We start from the raw sequence: 16,354 nt of genomic DNA, 5'->3' as shown, positions 1-16,354 counted from the left end.
CCTCATAGGTCAGCCATGAACATTGCCGCTGAGATTACGCCGCTCTTTTTGCTGGGAACGCTGGCCTTTTTGGGTTGGGGCTTCTGGAGAGCCCGTCGGCGGGGATCCTTAGCCGTTTGGGTGTGGTTACAGGGATCCCTGCTCTTGTTGCCGTGGGTGGTTTTCCTGGGGCTGCTGCTGCTGGGGATCTACCTCAATTTTGCAGGCTTCCTGGTGTTGCTGTTGGTCTTTACAGGGCTTTACATTGCTGTGGGGCGCAAGACCCGCCAGTTGGCCCAACAGGAGCTGCAGGCCCGTCGCGAGCAGTTGGCTCGTCTGGAAGAGCAGGGGGAAGCCCCTTCGGCAGGGGAGGCGCCTTTGGAAGCGCCTGCGGTTCTGCAGCGGATCTCGGCTGAGGATCTGCAGGCCATTCAGTCTATTTTCGGCCTCGATACCTTTTTCGTCACCGAGACCGTCCCCTATGGGGAAGGGGCGATTTTTAAGGGCAACCTGCGCCAGGAGGCGGAGGTGGTGGTACCCCTGCTGGTGGAGAAGCTCAAAGAGCAGGTGGGCAGTCGCTACCAGCTCTTTTTGGTGGAGGATCCGGCGGAAAAGCCGGCGGTGGTGGTCTTGCCGGATCCCATCGTCAATTACCGCGCTTCCGTGGGGGCGCAGATCCTGGCGGGGGCGTTGCTGGTCTTCAGCTTCGTCGCCACGTTGGAGGTGGGGGCCAATCTCTTGGGCTTCCGGCTGTTGGATGCGCCAGGGCGCTGGGTGGAAGCCCTGCCGGTGGCGGCCGGGATCTTCGCCATCTTGCTGGTGCATGAGACCGGACACCGCTGGATGGCGGGCAAGTACGGCGTGCGCCTCAGCCCTGCTTTTGTTATCCCCAGCTTGGGGATCGGCACGCTGGGATCCCTAAACCGCATCCAATCGCCGGTGCCCAGCCGCAAGGCCCTCTTCGACATTGCCTTTGCCGGCCCGGCAGCGAGCGGGATCCTGTCGCTGCTGGTGCTCTTGGCTGGCCTGAAGCTCTCCGGCTCCGAGGGTCTGTATGTGCCCACGGAGATCTTCCGCAGCTCCATCCTGGTAGGCACCCTAGCGCGGCTGGTGCTGGGATCCCAGTTGCAGGCGGAGCTGGTTCCCATTCATCCTTTTGTTGCCGTGGGCTGGATTGGCCTGGCAATCACCGCCTTGAGCCTGCTGCCGGCAGGGCAGCTGGACGGGGGTCGCATTGTGCAGGCGGTGTACGGGCGGAAGACGGCGGCCCGCGCCACCTTCATCACCCTGATTGCCTTGGCGGTGGCGGCCATCAGCAACGTCTTGGCCCTCTACTGGGCGCTGCTGATCCTGTTCATCGCCCGCGAGCCAGAGCGTCCACCGCAGGATGAGATTACTGAAACCGACGGTCAGCGGGATGCTTTGGCATTGCTGGCCCTCTTTTTGATGGTCATGACCCTGTTGCCGATTGCTCCGGCCTTGGCGGGCTTTCTCAATTTCCCCAACGGCTGATGGGGTAGAGGCCCAGGATCCGCCGGCGAGAGGAGCTCACTGTGTCTGGACCGGGGAAAGGCTTTGGCCTAGGCAGAGCTGGAAAGGACAGAGGAGAGCACCTGCAGCGTCTGTTGGCCCAAGCCGTTCGCCATCACCAGGCAGGGCAATGGCCACAGGCTGTCTCACTTTACCAGCAGGTGCTGCAAGCCCAGCCCACCCACCCCGAGGCACTGCACCTCTTGGGGGTCTGTCGGCAGCAACAGGGATCCCTGGACGACGCGATTGCCCTGATCCGGCAGGCCCTTGCCCACCAGCCCTGGTTTCCCGACGCCCACTTTAATTTGGGAATTGTTCTCAAGCAGGCGGGGCAGCTGGCGGAGGCGAAAACTCACCTGCAACTGGCCCTAGAGCAGGGGGGGCCGGACGCGGAAGTTTTGTACCAGCTGGGGCTGGTGCTGCGGCAGCAGGGGGATTTGGAGGCGGCCCTTGTCCCCTTGGGACAGGCCCTGGAGCTGCAGCCGGACTTTGCCGATGCCGCCTACACCCTGGCCATCCTGCTGCGGGATTGTGGCCGGGAGGAGGAAGCGGCGGAGCTGTTCTACCAACTCTGGCAAGCGGATCCCGCCGACTTGGCCGCGGCCCTGGGCTGGTGTGTTAGCCAGTTGCCCTTGCTGTACGCCTCGGCAGACCAAGTTTCCGTGGCTCGGGAGCGCTACCGCCAAGCCCTACAACAGGTGAAGGGCCGCTGGGAACACCTGCCGCGGGATCCCGAAACCCTGGAGCGAGCAGCTGCCGGGATCGGCTCCGTCCAACCCTTCTTTTTGCCCTACCAAGGCCAGAACGACCGCGATCTGCAGCAGCTCTACGGATCCTTGGTGAGGGACGTGATGGCGGCCCGCTATCCCCAGCCCTCCGTCCTCTGGCAGCGACATCCTGGCCGAGTGCGGGTGGGCATTGTCTCCGGCCTGTTTCGGGATCACTCCGTTTGGAAGATCCTGACTCGCGGCTGGGTAGAAGCCCTGGATCGTGCTCAAGTGGCCCTCTACGGCTTCCACACCTCGGTCATCCAAGATGAGGTCACGTGCTCCCTGCCCCCTCGTTTTGAGCACTTTGTGGCCGGATCCCGCAGCATAGAAGAATGGCAAGCGGCTATTCGAGAGGCACAGCTGGATGTGCTCCTCTACCCGGAAGTGGGCATTGACCCGGTCTGTGCCCAACTGGCCGCCCTCCGCTTGGCGCCGGTACAGGCGATGGCCTGGGGCCACCCGCAAACTTCTGGCCTGCCGACAATAGACGTTTTCCTCAGCAGCGAGCTGATGGAGCCGCCGGACGGGGCCGGCCATTACACCGAGCAGCTCCTGCCCCTGCCTGGCATCGGCACCTACTATATTCCCCTAGAAGTTGACCCCGCCCCTGTGGACTGGCAAGCTTGGGGGGTGGATCCCGACAGGGTGCTTTACCTCTGCGCCCAATCCCTATTCAAGTACTTACCTCAGTACGACGAGGTGTTCCCCCGCATCGCCCGGGAAGTGGGGAAGTGTCAATTTCTATTTTTGCGGGGCCGCCTCTCCCAAGGGATCCGCGAGCGCTTTTGGCAGCGGCTGCGACGAGCCTTTCAGGCCTATGACCTAGCTGCCGAAGAGTATGTGGTGCTCCTACCGGAACTCTCGCCTGCAGAATATGCCGCCTACAACGCCCTGGGGGATATTTACCTGGATAGCCTCGGCTGGTCAGGGGGCAACACCACCCTGGAAGCCCTGCCCCACGGCCTGCCCATCGTCACCTTGCCCGGATCCCTGCTGCGGGGCCGCCACACCTACGCCATCCTGCAGCAGATGGGGATCCTGGATACCATCGCCCACACCCTCGATGAATACGTCCAGATTGCCAGTCAGTTGGGCTTGGATCCAGAGTGGCGAGAGCAAATGGGCCAGCAGGTGAAAGCACGTCAAGATCGCGTCTACCGGGATCCCGCGCCGATCCGCGCTCTGGAAGAGTGGTTGCGAAGCCTGAAGACCTGAGGGGGCAGTTTGGGTGAAAGGATAAACGGGTGAGTGTTGTCCTCTTGAAGGGATCCCGGACAGATGGCAGGATAGGCGGGGTTGTCTTGCCGGGCTTTGCCCATGTCTTCTGAGTCTGCTCCCGGTCAGTTCCCCAGGCCGGAAAACGCCCCCGACAACTTGCCCTCCCTTTCAACGCGCCTGAAAGAGATTGCCGTGGTATTCCTGCGGCTGGGATCCCTGGGTTTCGGCGGCCCCCAAGCCCACATCGCCATGCAACACGATGAGGCGGTGATCCGGCGGGGCTGGATGAGCCAGGAACAATTTACCGAAGGGGTGGGCCTATGTGAAATGTTGCCAGGGCCAGCTTCTACCCAGATGGGGATCTATGTCGGCTATGTGCGGGCAGGCTGGTTGGGGGCGGTGCTGGCGGGGATTTGCTTCATTGCCCCTGCTTTTGTGATCGAGGTGATTTTTTCTTGGCTTTACTTTCGCTTTCAGGGGGTGCCGCAGCTAGAGGGGATGTTTTTTGGGGTGGCCCCGGTGGTGATCGCCATTATCCTGGCCTTTTGCTGGAAACTGGGCCGTAAAGCTGTGAAGGATTGGAGCCGGGGGCTGATCGCGGTGGCGGCCTTTGCCCTGCTGCTGATTGGGGGGGTGAATATCCTGTTGCTGTTCGGGCTGGCGGCTCTGGTGGGGCTGCTGCTGTATGGGCCCAAAAAAGGCCCACTATCGGGGATCCCGATTTTACTCCCTTGGCCAGTATTGACGTTGGCCCAGACGGTAGTGGCCACGGTTCCACCGGAAACCCTTATCCTGAGCAGCTTTTGGGGTCTGGAGCGGATTGGTGCCTATTTCTGGCCTTTGACCTTGTTTTTCCTGAAAGTAGGCGGCACCATCTTCGGGGGAGGGCTGGTGATCATCCCCTTCATCGCCGACGAGGTGGTGGATCAGTTGGGCTGGTTGACGCCGACAGAGTTCTTGGATGGGGTGGCCATTGGGCAATTTACTCCTGGCCCGGTGGTGCTGACGGCAGCCTTTATCGGCTACAAGGTGGCAGGGGTGCTGGGGGCCCTGACGGCAACAGTGGCCATCTTTGCCCCTTCTTTTGCCTTTATTTTGCTGGCAGCTCCGGTTCTGTTGCGCATACGGCACAATGCTTGGGTGAAGGGATCCCTGCAGGCAATTACCCCAACGGCCCTGGGGGCTGTTGCTGCGGCTACAGTGCCCTTGGCCCAAAATGCGCTGCTACAACAAACAACTCCCGCTTCGCTGGTGGCTTTGGGGATCGGGGTAGCGGCCTTCATTGCCTTGATGCGCTTTCGCCAGCCCACTTGGCTGTTGGTGTTGATGGGAGGGGGGGCGGGTTTGCTGGCCCGAGGTCTGCTGGCCTAAAGGTTTTGCTCCCTGGCCCTGCTTTCTCCTTGGGGGTGAGGGAATGACCCTGATTCAGCCTGATGGCCACGGCACTAACTGGCTTGGGCCAGCCCTTCCTCAGTGGGATCCCGCCCTTCCAGGCGACAAAACAGTTGCCGCATGAGCAGCTCCCGTTGGCCAAGAGACAGGTGAGGGGCAAGGGTGCCGGGAAAGTGGGGCATGGCGAGGGTGACACGATCCAACAGGTCGGCGCGGCGATGTCTCTGTTGAATAGCCCAAGCCCGTTCCAGAAGGTTTTGGGCTGCTTCTGGCGCTAATCCCGCTTGCTCCGATAACCACGCTGCCAGTTGTTCCAAATCGGGGTCGAAGCGCAGCCGGTACATGTAGATCAACATGCCGATCCCGATCACCAAGCCCAAGCCACTGGCTACATAGGCGGCTTTGATGGAAGTTCCCGGCAGATAGGCCACCGCCGACACGCGCAAGATTTCGTAAGGGATGCGGATCAGGCTATAGCCGACAACATAGGTCCAAACCCAAGTGCCATCTTTGAGTTTGGGAAAGCGCCAGAACATTCCCATCAAGAGGGCAAATAGAAGCAGGTTGAGGACGCTTTCGTAAAAAAAGATGGGGTGAAAAAACTCAAATTGGCTGTATTCCGGCTCGCGGGCTTGGGGAGGAATGTACACCCGCAGCGGCCAAGGGCTGTCGGGAGGAATAGGGGCACCGTAGGCCTCAGAGTTGAAAAAGTTGCCCCAGCGCCCGATGGCTTGGCCCAAAATCAACCCCGGCGTGAGCACATCGGCGTACTTCCAGCCGTTGATCCCGGTGGTGCGGCAATAGAGGTAAAGGGCAAGCGCGCCGGCCAACACCCCACCGTGGATGATGAGACCCCCCTGCCAAATGGCAAAGGCCGAGAGGGGGTTGTCTTGGAACTCTGACCAGTGGGTGAGGACGTAGTAGAGGCGGGCGCCCAGAAACCCAGATATTACCAACCACAGGGCCAGTAGCTCCACTCGTTCACTGGCTTTGCCAGGCTCTTTCTCTAGATGACGAGATTCTGCCAACGCTTTGGTCAAGATCAAGCCGACCAACACGGCCACTGCCATCAATAGGCCATACCAGCGTAGGCCCAGCCCTCCCACCAGCGGGGTGCCGGGGGGAAAGCGGAAGACAAATTCTCCCGGTGAGCTGAAGGTAAGGCCCAACAGCCCTGCACTCCATAGGTTCATCGACAACACGCTCTGCACCCCAAAATTGCTCAACTCAGTTCCACCAGTCGGCTTTATCAACCTCACCCGCTTGGGTTAGCGGGACGGAGTTCCTTCCGGGCTCTTCTCCCCTATCCCCGGCAGCCATTCACAGGCTCCAACAGGGATCCATTCTCCCCGATCCTGAAGCAGCGCCAGTCCTCGTTCCCGGTTGACCCGATCCTACAGGCCCGTCACGGACAAGATTCCACCCTAGAGCCCATACCTTTACCAAAAAGCTAGGTCCAAAGCCCCGCCCTTCCAGGACGGCTTTTGCCCTGTTAGACCTGCGATAAGATACACCCACGCTGGTCGGAGATGCCAAACTCCTCAAGGCCACTCCAGCGCAGTACCAAGCCTTGGATGACGGAGTACACCGGCCAAGTGGTGGGGCTAGATGGGGGCGACAGCAGTGGGCAAGCTGTGCCGTGTCTCCAGTCTTTGCGTTGTACCGAAAGGAGATGGAGGATGTCAACTGGACAGGGGTGTGGATCCCGGATGGGTTGCAGTTGGTATCCATTGCTCCTGAGGCCAAGGCGGTGATGCAACACTGTTATGGCGGCTACACCACCAACCTGACTCTGGAGGAGTTCATCCGCCCCGAAAACTACCTGGTTCATACCCTGGAAGGACAACCGCTCCCGGTAGGGCCGGTGCGCACTTTGATCCCTCACCCATATGCCTGGAGTTTCCCCCCTAAGATCAGCTGGGCTTTTGGGGGAGCAACGGCTACTACATGGGCGGTGAACCCTGGGCGGAAGAACGCTACAGCAATCTATAGAGGCTCTGAAATTTTGCGCTCCTTTAGCAGGGATCCCTCGAAGTTCTTTGCCGCTATCTGCCGTTTTGGCCGCAAACTGAAGAGAGCACCTTGGTTGCCGTTGCTGCGAACGCCTGAGGTGCCTGTGTCTTTAGATCTCAAAGAAAGCTTAAATAGCAAAGCTCAAAAGATCCATTGGACTCCGTTCCGCTTACGCAAACACTAGAAATCATGGGATCCCGTTCACCGCGTCCAGCCCGGCCCATCCGTTCCGGCCGCTATCCGGCCAAAGAGCTGTGCAGCCAGTGCGGCCTCTGCGATACCCGCTACGTGGCCCACGTCAAAGAAGCCTGTGCCTTCTTGGACCAGCAACTGACCCAGTTGGAAGAACAGACCCACGGGCGATCCCGGGAATCGCTGCGCTCAGGATCCCTCGCCGTCACCGATACCGATTACTTCGGTGTCTACGAGGCAATGTTTACGGCCCGCAAACGGGATCCGATCCCGGGGGCCCAGTGGACGGGCATCGTCAGCAGCATTGGCATGAAGGCCCTCACCAGCGGCTTGGTGGAAGGGGTGGTGTGCGTGCAGGCGGATGCCCAGGATCGTTTTCAGCCCCGGCCCATCCTGGCACGTACCCCCGAAGCGGTCTTGGCGGCGCGAGTTAACAAGCCAACTCTTTCTCCCAACTTGTCTGTGTTGGAGCAGGTGGAGCAAAGCGGCCTCAAGCGCCTATTGGTGATCGGGGTGGGCTGCCAAATTCAGGCTTTGCGGGCGGTGGAAAAAAAACTGGGCCTGGAGAAGCTGTACGTGTTGGGCACGCCCTGTGTGGACAATGTCAGCCGTGCCGGGCTGCAAAAGTTTCTAGAAACCACCAGCCGCTCCCCACAGACGGTGGTGCACTACGAGTTTATGCAAGACTTCCACATCCACTTCAAACACGAAGATGGCTCGGTGGAAAAGGTGCCCTTCTTCGGCCTCAAGACCAAAGAACTCAAGGACGTGTTTGCCCCCTCCTGCCTCAGTTGTTTTGACTATGTGAATGCTCTGGCAGATCTGGTGGTGGGCTACATGGGATCCCCCTTGGGCTGGCAGTGGCTGCTGGTGCGCAATCAGCGGGGGCAAGAGCTGTTGGACTTAGTCTGGGAGGAGCTGGAAACCCAACCGGTGATCTCGCAGGGATCCCGGAGGGCGGCAGTGCAGCAGGGGATCCCTGCCTACGATCAAGCCCTGACCCTACCGATGTGGTTGGCCCAGATCATGGGGGCGGTGATCGAGCGGTTTGGGCCACGCGGTTTGGAATATGCCCGTTTTTCCATCGATTCCCACTTCACCCGTAACTACCTCTATGTGCGCCGCCACTATCCGCACAAGCTAGAGCAGCACGTGCCCCCCTTCGCCCGGCGCATCGTGGAGCAGTATCAACTTCCCAAGGACTGAGAATTACGGTCATTTCGATTCAAGCCAGGACACTGCAACCACCCTAAAACTTTGAAGGAACGGGTCTATAGGGCTTTTCTCAGTGGCGCAGGCGTCTCACCCTAACCTGAAACGACCATATGCGGTCACTTCAAGTAGCCAATCAAAGGGTTTGTCGCGTTGATCCCTAGCTCCCCCTGGGAGAGAGGCCGGGGGTGATGGAGGATCGAGAATGGCTATTGATCTAAATCCTTCAGATCCTTGCCAGAAGGGATCCTCGCGGCTCCTTCATCCTATGGCTCAGCAGTAGCGGATCCCAGCTTCCGCCCAGCGATCGATGGCCTGCCCCATGCGCTCGCAATCGGCAATCAAGCTAATCCGCACGTAGCCTTCTCCCCCTTCTCCAAAGGCGCTGCCGGGAGTCACCACCACCCCGGTGGACTCTAAAACCCGTAGGGCAAACTCTGTTGATCCCTCGGGGGTGCCATCAGCAGTGCGAGGGGTAGGGATCCAGAGGTACATCGTCGCCTGAGTCGGTGGGATCCGCCAGCCCAGTTCCGCCAAGCGGCCAATCAAATAGTCGCGACGGCGGCGGTAGCGCTCTTGTACCTGCTCCAGGTAGCTATCCGGCAGGCGCAGGGCAGTTTCGGCGGCCTTTTGGATGGCGGCAAAAATGCCGTAGTCGAGATTGGTTTTCAGGGTGCGCAAGCTCTGGATGATCTGGCGATTGCCCACCACAAATCCCACCCGCCAGCCGGCCATGTTGTAGGTTTTGGAGAGGGTGTGGAACTCCACTGCCAAGTCCTTGGCGCCTGGGATCTGCAGCAGGCTGGTGGGCCGGTAGCCGTCAAAAGCCAGCTCGGCATAGCACAGGTCGTGCACTAGGATGAGATCGTAGCGGCGGGCAAACTCCACCACCTCCTCAAAAAAAGAGCGGGGCGCAACTGCCGCCGTCGGGTTGTTGGGGTAGTTAAAGTAGAGCACCCGCGCTTGCTGGGCCACTTCCGGCGGTATTTCTTGCAGATCGATCAACCACCCCTTCTGCGGGCGCAGCATCATCGGGTAGATCTGCCCGCCGGCAATCATGGGGCCGCGAAAATGGGCTGGATAGGCAGGGCTGGGCACCAACACCAGATCTCCGGGATCCACATAGGCCAGAGCCAGGTGGGTCAGCCCCTCTTTGGATCCCAGCAAAGGCAGCGCCTCTCCATTGGGATCCAGCTCCACCCCGTAGCGACGCCAGTACCAATCCGTGATCGCCTGGCGGAAGCTGGCCGTGCCCTCAAAGGGCGGGTAGCCGTGGTGGGCGGGATCCGCAATGGCCGCCTGCGCCGCCTCCACCACCGGCTGTGGGGTGGGACCATCGGGGTTGCCCATGCCCAGATCGATCAAATCCAACCCCTGCTGGCGGGCGCGGGCCTTCAGCTCATCCAAGCGGGCGAAGACATAGGCGGGCAGCTTGTTCAGCCGCTGGGCGGGAACGAGAGCGCGGTTCATGGCAAGAATGGGGAAGGGGCACAGCCGGTGCCTGATGGGAGGATAGGTACCTAACTTACCGCCAGACCTGCATCCAAAGCAATGATCGAGATTGGCGGCTTTGGGCATCCGGGATCCCGAACAGCTAGGATAGATATCCCAAGTTATCGACGAGCCAACAGTGCCCCTACCTCTTGTGGCCATTGTGGGTCGCCCCAACGTGGGCAAATCTACCCTCGTCAACCGCATGGCGGGGGTGCGTTCGGCCATTGTGCACGATGAGCCCGGCGTGACCCGGGATCGCCTGTACCAGGAGGTGGAATGGAACGGGCGCCGCTTGCGGGTGGTGGACACCGGCGGCCTGGTTTTTGGCGACGACAGCGAATTTCTGCCCCACATTCGCCAGCAAGCGATGGCAGCCATGGCCGAGGCGCAGGCCGTGATCTTCGTGGTGGATGGCCGAGAGGGACTGACACCCGCCGATGTAGAAGTGGCCGATTGGCTGCGCAAACAACCCCTGCCGGTGGTGGTGGCCGTAAACAAGTGCGAGTCGGGGCAGATGGGCCTGGCTCAGGCAGCAGCCTTTTGGGAGCTGGGGCTGGGGGATCCGATCCCCTGTTCCGGCATCCATGGCAATGGGGTAGCCGAGCTGTTGGAGGCGGTGCTGGCTCACTTGCCCGAAGTGACCGCAGAAGCCGCAGGCGAGCCAGATCCCATCGCCGTCTCGATTGTGGGACGGCCCAACGTCGGCAAATCCAGCCTGCTCAACCGCCTGGTAGGATCCGAGCGGGCCATCGTCAGCCCCATTTCCGGCACCACCCGCGATGCCATCGACACCGTGGTCACCTGGGAAGGGCAGCCCTATCGCCTCATCGATACCGCCGGCATCCGCAAAAAAAACCGCGTGCAGTACGGCATTGAGTTCTTCAGCATCAACCGGGCCTTCAAGGCCATCCAGCGCTCGGATGCAGTGCTGCTGGTGATCGATGCTTTGGAGGGGGTTACCGAACAGGATCAGAGGCTGGCCGGGCGCATCGAAGAAGAGGGCCGCGCCTGCGTTGTCGTCGTCAACAAGTGGGATGCAGTAGAAAACAAAGATACCCACACCATCAACGAGTTCACCCGCGAGATTCGCGACAGGCTTTACTTTATTGAATGGGCGCCGCTCCTGTTTGTCAGCGCCCTCACTGGGCAACGCACCCACAAAATCTTTGAGCAGGTGAATACCGTGGTGGCCGCCCACCGCAAACGGGTTCCCACCGCTGTGGTCAACGAAGTGCTCCAGGATGCTCTTGCCTGGCAATCGCCCCCCACCAACCGCCAGGGCAAGCAGGGCAGAATTTACTACGGCACCCAGGTGGCGGATCGGCCCCCCACCTTTGTTCTGTTTGTCAACGATCCCGATTTGTTTAAGGATAACTACCGCCGCTTCCTGGAAAAGCACTTCCGGCAAAACCTGGACTTTACCGGTACCCCCATTCGCTTTCTCTGGCGCGGCAAATCCGAGCGCTTGGTTGGGCGGGCGGTGCGAAAATTGGAGAGATCCCTGACCTCTCGTTAGGCCCTCTGGTCTACTGAAAGCCTATGGCTGTGGATCCCAACGTCAAAACCCTGGTTGACAACCGTCGCGCCCGCTTCGAGTACGACATCTTGGAGACCTATGAGGCCGGGATCCAACTGACCGGCACAGAGGTGAAATCGATACGAGCGGGCAAAGCCAACCTGCAAGACGCTTTTGCCCTCTTTCGGGATGGGGAAGCATGGCTGCACAATCTGCACATCTCCCCCCATGACACCGCCAGCAAAGTGTTTAACCACGACCCTACCCGCCGCCGCAAGTTGCTGCTGCACCGCCGCGAGATCGACCGCCTACGGGGCTTGGTGGAACAAAAGGGCCTGACCGTGGTTCCCCTCAAGCTGGTGCTCAACCGCGGCTGGATCAAAGCCCATCTGGGCGTAGCCCGTGGCAAAAAGCTCCACGACAAGCGGCAGGCAATCAAAGAGCGGCAAACCCAGCGGGAGATTCAGCGGGAACTGAAGGAACGATAAATTTCTCCCTGAGCCCCTGCTGGCTTCCACGTCGTTTGCCAAGCGCCTTTTTGTATTCTCAGATACAGCGATCTGCAGCGGGATCCCGATGATGGATGTAGTCTTCCGGCTTTGGATCCCTGTTCTGTTGGAGCTGCCTGTGAACTGGAATCTTACCCGCGCTTTTTCTCCCTCGAGAGGCTGGGCTATTGGCCTGGCAGTCGCCGCTCTACTGGGATCCACCCCCACAACGGCGCAGGAGACCTTCAAAGTGGGCATGGTGCTGGTGGGGCCGATGCAGGATGGCGGCTGGAGCCAGGCGCATGTGGAGGGCAGCGAATACGTCAAGGCCAAGTTGCCCGGTGTCGAGTTTGATTACCTGGATAAGGTGAACCCGGCGGATCGGCCCAATGTGCGCGCCTCCCAGGTGGCGGATGACATGATCGCCCGAGGGGCCAAGGTTATCATCTTTACTTCTGATGACCACAAAGACGACGCGATTGAAACGGCCCGCAAGCATCCCGAGATTGCGGTTATCCATGCTTCTGGGGACATGGCCTGGAAGGAGGGGAAAAATTACATCGATCTGCCCAACTTGGCCAACATCATGCCCCAGATGGAAGCGATGCGCATGGTGGCCGGATGTGCCGCGGCTCTGGGATCCGAAACCGGCAAAATTGGCCTGTTGGGACCTCTGATCAACGATGAAACCCGCCGTTACGCTGCTGCTGCTTACTTGGGGGCCAAATACTGCTGGGAAACTTACCGAGATCGTCCTGAAGAGTTGCAGTTCCGGGTGACCTGGATTGGCTTCTGGTTCAACATTCCAGGGGTTACTTTGGATCCAAGCAAGGTTGCCGATGACTTTTACAACAGCGGCTTTGATGTGGTGATGTCGGGGTTGGATACGCCGGAGGCGGCGGTACAAGGCAAGCGGGCTGCTGAGGCCGGAAAGCGAGTGCGCTACACCCACTACGGCCTGGCCAGCGGTTGTAACTTTGCGCCCGAAATTTGCCTGGGGGTTTCCTACTACAACTGGGGGCCAGGATACAAGCAATTGATCGAGGCAGCTCGCGCGGGCACCTTCGAGAGCCAATTCCTGCGTCCGCCCATCGACTGGTCGGATATCAACAACCCGGACACGTCTTCGGCAGGGTTCATCATGGGAGAAGCCCTGGAGCCAGAAGATAGGGCTAAGTTGGAGGAGTTCATCGCCGGCTTGGGGAATGGCAGCATTCAGCTCTTCAAGGGGCCGCTCAACTTCCAAGATGGCACGCCCTTCTTGGCTGAGGGAGATGTGGCCAGCGAGGTCGAGATTTGGTATCTGGGCCAGTTGCTAGAGGGCATGGAGGGAGCCAGCAATTAGGAGAAAATGTTTCATGCTCCGGGTAGGGGGAAGAACCGGTCGGTTTCTTTCACCCGCTGACACCAGGCTCGGATCTGGGGAAAGGGCTTGAGGTCAAACCCGCCCTGCTCCGCCACATGGGTGTATGTGAAAAGGGCGAGATCGGCGATGGTGTAGCGGTTGCCCACAAAAAATGCTTTCCCCTGCAGGTGGCCTTCCATGATCTCCAAGGCCTCTGTTCCAGATTTCAAGTTCTGGGCGATCACGTCAGCATGGGCCTCTGCTTGGCCGGCCCGCACCCAGAAGCGAGTGGTGGCGATGTAGCGGGCAATGCGGGTTTGTTCAAAAAGCAACCACTTCAAAATCTCGGCCCGTTCCAACTTGTTTTGGCCGTAGAGGGGGGTGTCTTCTGCCAGGTAGACCAAGATCGCGGCGGACTCCGCCAAGACCGTTCCATCTTCCAGTTCCAAAGCCGGGATCTGGCCCAGGGGGTTTTTGGCCAGGTACTCGGGGCGGCGGTTTTCTCCGGCCCTGGAGTTGACTTCAACCGTCTCATAGGGAATCCCCAATTGCTTGAGGAGCAATTCCACTTTGTAGCAATTTCCGGAGGTTGGGATCCCGTACAGTCGCAACATTGTGGTTAACCTCAGCCCAAAGCACCTTACAAAGAACTTCGTCCTGACAACGCCAACGGCAACCCAATCAACAAAAACCCTCTGTCCCTAACACTTTTTTAGCAGCTTTGTTCTTCCAACTCCTGCATCTGCCGGCGGTATTCCCGCCCAAAGGCTTGCAGCAACCCTTCTGCATGGGAAAGAGGCCCTGCTTCATAGGCACGGGATCCCACCCCTTGCTGGGTGAGCTCGCACAGGTGCCAATCCTGTCGATTGGTGCGATCCCACAATTCCACCACCTCGCTGGGATCAAAACCATCCAGCGCCAAGGTCTCCGGCTCAAACAGCCAATCGCAGACAACCCGCGTCCGGTCGGATCCCTGGGGCCACAGAGTGTGGGTCATGACATAGTCCGGCTGCAGGCTCAAGAATAGATTGGGCATAAGGGTGTAGTAGTAGGCCCGCCGTTGGTTCTCGCCTCGCACGGTGGAGATCAGGGGCAAGCTGCGTTGGCCACTCATGTTTAGGCTGGTCACATCTGGATTGAGCAACATGTAGCCGCCCAAAAAGGGGCCTTCCATCAAGTCGTTGCGACCACTGCGAGCCGGCGAAAGGCGGGCCAATTCTGGGTGAATGAGCGGGCAGTGGTAGCACTCAGAGTAGTTTTCAAACAGCAATTTCCAATTGGCTTGAACGTGGTATTCAATACGATGGCCTCGCCGCAGAGCGGACAGGTTCCACTCTCGGAAACGACCTTGCAATGGGGCAAAAACCTCATCGAAGGGCTGAGGATTGCGGCTGAGGTTGACCCAGACGAAGCCTTCCCATTCTGCCAAGGCAGCGGAGTGGAGGGGATAATCTTCACGGCGAAAGTCTTCCACCTCGTGCATCTGGGGAGCTGCCAACAATTGCCCGTCCAGCCCATAGCGCCAGGCGTGGTAGGGGCAAGGGATCCCATCGGCAAAATGGCCTTGGAGCTCGCTGCAGAGTCGGGTTCCTCGATGGCGACAGTGGTTGAAGAAGGCATGGGCTTGCCCCTTGGGATCCCGTACCAGGATCAGGCTTTCTCTGAGCACCTGCACCTGCAAAAAGTCTCCGGGTTGGGCCAGATCGGCACTGCGCCCCACGCAGAACCACTGCCGATAAAAAATCTGCTCAATCTCCGCCTCAAAGCGGCTGGAGGAGACGTAGTAGTGGCCAGGCAGGGTGCGGGCGCCGGGTTGAACCGTAGCGGGATAGAAAGCGGTCATAGCGCGGGGCAGCAAAGCAAGATGGGAAAAACTGCCGTTGAACTCCAAAGGCTTTGCTATCCAAGCTAACGCAGGGATCCCAGTCAGTATCTGTTCTAAGCAGGTCTAGGGCATTTTTGCAGCATTCCCCCCAAGCACGCTGTGCTGCTCGCGCAAATACCCCAGTCTCCTACCCACAAGGGGAGAGGGGGGCATAGGAACTCCGTCCTGCTGACGCAAATGGCTTATTCCCGCTAGGGGGACGTAGCGCTGTAGCCCAAGTCGCGCAGAAGGTGCTCAGAGCGCCGCCAGTGGGGCCGCACCTTGACAAACAGCTCCAGGTACACCTTGCCCAGGATCAGCTTTTGAATCTGCAGGCGGGCTGCCTGGCCGATCCGCTTGAGCCTTTCCCCCCCTTTGCCGATGAGGATCCCCTTTTGCGAGTCCCGCTCCACATAGAGGGTGGCCAGGATGCGGGTGACGTTGGGGGTTTCTTCCACCTGGTCGATGGTCACGGCCACGGAATGGGGCACTTCCTCGCGGGTCTGCAGCAGCACCTGTTCTCGGATCAGCTCCGCCATGATGAACCGCTCCGGCTGATCCGTCACCAGATCCGGCGGGTAGTAGTAGGGGCCGGTGGGCAGCAGATCGATGGTGGCTTGGATCAGGGGTGTCAAACTGCTGGGATCCAAGGCAGACACCCAAACGACAGGAGCGCCGGGGCGCAGGGCTTGGTAGCTCTCCTGGTGAGCTTGGCGCACGGCAGCATCCCGAGGAAGCAGATCCGCTTTGTTGCAGACGATCAGGCAGGGGGAAGCAGCAGGGATCCGCTCGGCAATAAAAGCATCCCCGCGTCCTGCCGGCACCGATCCATCCACCACGAAGAGGATCACGTCCACAGCGGCAATGGCTGCCTGGGCGTTGTGTACCAAGATTTCCCCCAGGCGGTGGTGGGGTTTGTGGATGCCAGGGGTATCCACCCAGATGATCTGGGCTTGGGGTAGGGAGAGGATCCCCTGCAGGCGGTTGCGGGTGGTCTGGGCCACGGGAGAGGTGATGGCAATCTTTTGTCCCACCAGGGCGTTGAGTAGGGTGGACTTGCCCACATTGGGCCGCCCGATCAGCCCCACAAACCCCGACTTAAACCCTGGCGGGGCAGCCGGGATCGCAGACAGTTCCCCACTGCTGACACGACCGGGCGCCGATTCCCCTTCTGCTGCAGCAGCGGAGGACTCTGTCCCGCCGTCGCCAATGGATCCCTGTCCCTCAGGGGAGGGATCCCTCCCGTCTGAGGGAGAATGGGGATGTCCGGCGCTGATACATTTACGCTGAACACTGCTGAACATCACTGTTCAACTATGCAGCGATAGCATTCTGTTTGTT

The 16,354-nt window shown here is 59.9% G+C and carries 13 protein-coding genes; 8 read left to right on the top strand and 5 right to left on the bottom strand.

Going from position 1 to position 16,354, the window contains the following annotated elements:
• The first annotated feature begins 15 nt into the window (after positions 1 to 15).
• From NW840_RS05000 to chrA, 3 genes are all read left to right on the top strand, one after another.
• Positions 16 to 1,491: a site-2 protease family protein gene (locus NW840_RS05000; protein WP_011432882.1), complete on the top strand. Its 1,476-nt coding sequence runs from the start codon at positions 16 to 18 to the stop codon at positions 1,489 to 1,491.
• A 41-nt stretch (positions 1,492 to 1,532) separates the two neighbouring features.
• Positions 1,533 to 3,494: a tetratricopeptide repeat protein gene (locus tag NW840_RS04995; protein ID WP_414342739.1), complete on the top strand. Its 1,962-nt coding sequence runs from the start codon at positions 1,533 to 1,535 to the stop codon at positions 3,492 to 3,494.
• 102 nt (positions 3,495 to 3,596) lie between these two features.
• Positions 3,597 to 4,868, top strand: coding sequence for a chromate efflux transporter (gene chrA / locus NW840_RS04990; protein WP_011432884.1), 1,272 nt, complete (start codon positions 3,597 to 3,599; stop codon positions 4,866 to 4,868).
• A gap of 74 nt (positions 4,869 to 4,942) precedes the next feature.
• Here the strand turns inward: chrA and lgt are convergent, their stop codons facing one another.
• Positions 4,943 to 6,082, bottom strand: coding sequence for a prolipoprotein diacylglyceryl transferase (gene lgt, locus NW840_RS04985; protein ID WP_414342737.1), 1,140 nt, complete (start codon positions 6,080 to 6,082; stop codon positions 4,943 to 4,945).
• A gap of 479 nt (positions 6,083 to 6,561) precedes the next feature.
• Here lgt and NW840_RS04980 point away from each other — a divergent pair, with 479 nt between their 5' ends.
• Both NW840_RS04980 and NW840_RS04975 read left to right on the top strand, forming a co-directional pair.
• Positions 6,562 to 7,086: a molybdopterin-dependent oxidoreductase gene (locus NW840_RS04980; RefSeq protein ID WP_414342736.1), complete on the top strand. Its 525-nt coding sequence runs from the start codon at positions 6,562 to 6,564 to the stop codon at positions 7,084 to 7,086.
• 5 nt (positions 7,087 to 7,091) lie between these two features.
• The gene (locus NW840_RS04975; RefSeq protein ID WP_414342735.1) at positions 7,092 to 8,300 is read left to right on the top strand and encodes a Coenzyme F420 hydrogenase/dehydrogenase, beta subunit C-terminal domain; all 1,209 of its coding nucleotides are present in this window, start codon (positions 7,092 to 7,094) and stop codon (positions 8,298 to 8,300) included.
• 279 nt (positions 8,301 to 8,579) lie between these two features.
• Here NW840_RS04975 and NW840_RS04970 read toward each other — a convergent pair whose 3' ends face one another.
• Positions 8,580 to 9,776 (bottom strand): aspartate aminotransferase, encoded by a 1,197-nt coding sequence (locus NW840_RS04970; protein WP_414342733.1) that lies wholly within the window; start codon positions 9,774 to 9,776, stop codon positions 8,580 to 8,582.
• A 160-nt stretch (positions 9,777 to 9,936) separates the two neighbouring features.
• Here NW840_RS04970 and der point away from each other — a divergent pair, with 160 nt between their 5' ends.
• From der to NW840_RS04955, 3 genes are all read left to right on the top strand, one after another.
• On the top strand, positions 9,937 to 11,316 hold the full coding sequence (gene der, locus NW840_RS04965; protein WP_011432890.1) for a ribosome biogenesis GTPase Der: 1,380 nt from the start codon (positions 9,937 to 9,939) through the stop codon (positions 11,314 to 11,316).
• 23 nt (positions 11,317 to 11,339) lie between these two features.
• Complete coding sequence (smpB, locus tag NW840_RS04960; protein ID WP_011432891.1) at positions 11,340 to 11,804, top strand: SsrA-binding protein SmpB; 465 nt, start codon at positions 11,340 to 11,342, stop codon at positions 11,802 to 11,804.
• Positions 11,805 to 11,943: 139 nt separating this feature from the next.
• Positions 11,944 to 13,149 carry a BMP family lipoprotein gene (locus NW840_RS04955; RefSeq protein ID WP_414342732.1) on the top strand — a complete coding sequence of 402 codons (1,206 nt, stop codon included), beginning with the start codon at positions 11,944 to 11,946 and terminating at the stop codon, positions 13,147 to 13,149.
• Between the two features lie 11 nt (positions 13,150 to 13,160).
• On the opposite strand, the gene NW840_RS04950 is transcribed toward NW840_RS04955, so the two are convergent.
• The 3 genes from NW840_RS04950 to era all read right to left on the bottom strand — a co-directional run bounded on the left by NW840_RS04950 (position 13,161) and on the right by era (position 16,317).
• Positions 13,161 to 13,763: a glutathione S-transferase family protein gene (locus tag NW840_RS04950; protein ID WP_414342730.1), complete on the bottom strand. Its 603-nt coding sequence runs from the start codon at positions 13,761 to 13,763 to the stop codon at positions 13,161 to 13,163.
• 98 nt (positions 13,764 to 13,861) lie between these two features.
• Complete coding sequence (locus NW840_RS04945) at positions 13,862 to 14,992, bottom strand: aromatic ring-hydroxylating oxygenase subunit alpha (protein ID WP_414328837.1); 1,131 nt, start codon at positions 14,990 to 14,992, stop codon at positions 13,862 to 13,864.
• Positions 14,993 to 15,225: 233 nt separating this feature from the next.
• Positions 15,226 to 16,317 carry a GTPase Era gene (era, locus tag NW840_RS04940; protein ID WP_414342728.1) on the bottom strand — a complete coding sequence of 364 codons (1,092 nt, stop codon included), beginning with the start codon at positions 16,315 to 16,317 and terminating at the stop codon, positions 15,226 to 15,228.
• Positions 16,318 to 16,354: the final 37 nt, after the last annotated feature.

This window comes from Synechococcus sp. R5-13, assembly GCF_047462015.1.
Taxonomy (GTDB): domain Bacteria; phylum Cyanobacteriota; class Cyanobacteriia; order Thermostichales; family Thermostichaceae; genus Thermostichus.
The sequence above is the reverse complement of the archived record's forward strand: the minus strand, read 5'-3'. Positions and strand labels throughout refer to the sequence as shown.

What these genes read in the sequence shown, in the direction of transcription:
- era (WP_414342728.1), bottom strand. Translation starts at nt 16,317, where the DNA reads ATGTTCAGCAGTGTTCAGCGTAAATGTATCAGCGCCGGACATCCCCAT.
- lgt (WP_414342737.1), bottom strand. Translation starts at nt 6,082, where the DNA reads ATGAACCTATGGAGTGCAGGGCTGTTGGGCCTTACCTTCAGCTCACCG.
- NW840_RS04980 (WP_414342736.1), top strand. Translation starts at nt 6,562, where the DNA reads ATGGAGGATGTCAACTGGACAGGGGTGTGGATCCCGGATGGGTTGCAG.
- NW840_RS04970 (WP_414342733.1), bottom strand. Translation starts at nt 9,776, where the DNA reads ATGAACCGCGCTCTCGTTCCCGCCCAGCGGCTGAACAAGCTGCCCGCC.
- NW840_RS04945 (WP_414328837.1), bottom strand. Translation starts at nt 14,992, where the DNA reads ATGACCGCTTTCTATCCCGCTACGGTTCAACCCGGCGCCCGCACCCTG.
- NW840_RS04975 (WP_414342735.1), top strand. Translation starts at nt 7,092, where the DNA reads ATGGGATCCCGTTCACCGCGTCCAGCCCGGCCCATCCGTTCCGGCCGC.
- NW840_RS05000 (WP_011432882.1), top strand. Translation starts at nt 16, where the DNA reads ATGAACATTGCCGCTGAGATTACGCCGCTCTTTTTGCTGGGAACGCTG.
- NW840_RS04950 (WP_414342730.1), bottom strand. Translation starts at nt 13,763, where the DNA reads ATGTTGCGACTGTACGGGATCCCAACCTCCGGAAATTGCTACAAAGTG.
- smpB (WP_011432891.1), top strand. Translation starts at nt 11,340, where the DNA reads ATGGCTGTGGATCCCAACGTCAAAACCCTGGTTGACAACCGTCGCGCC.
- chrA (WP_011432884.1), top strand. Translation starts at nt 3,597, where the DNA reads ATGTCTTCTGAGTCTGCTCCCGGTCAGTTCCCCAGGCCGGAAAACGCC.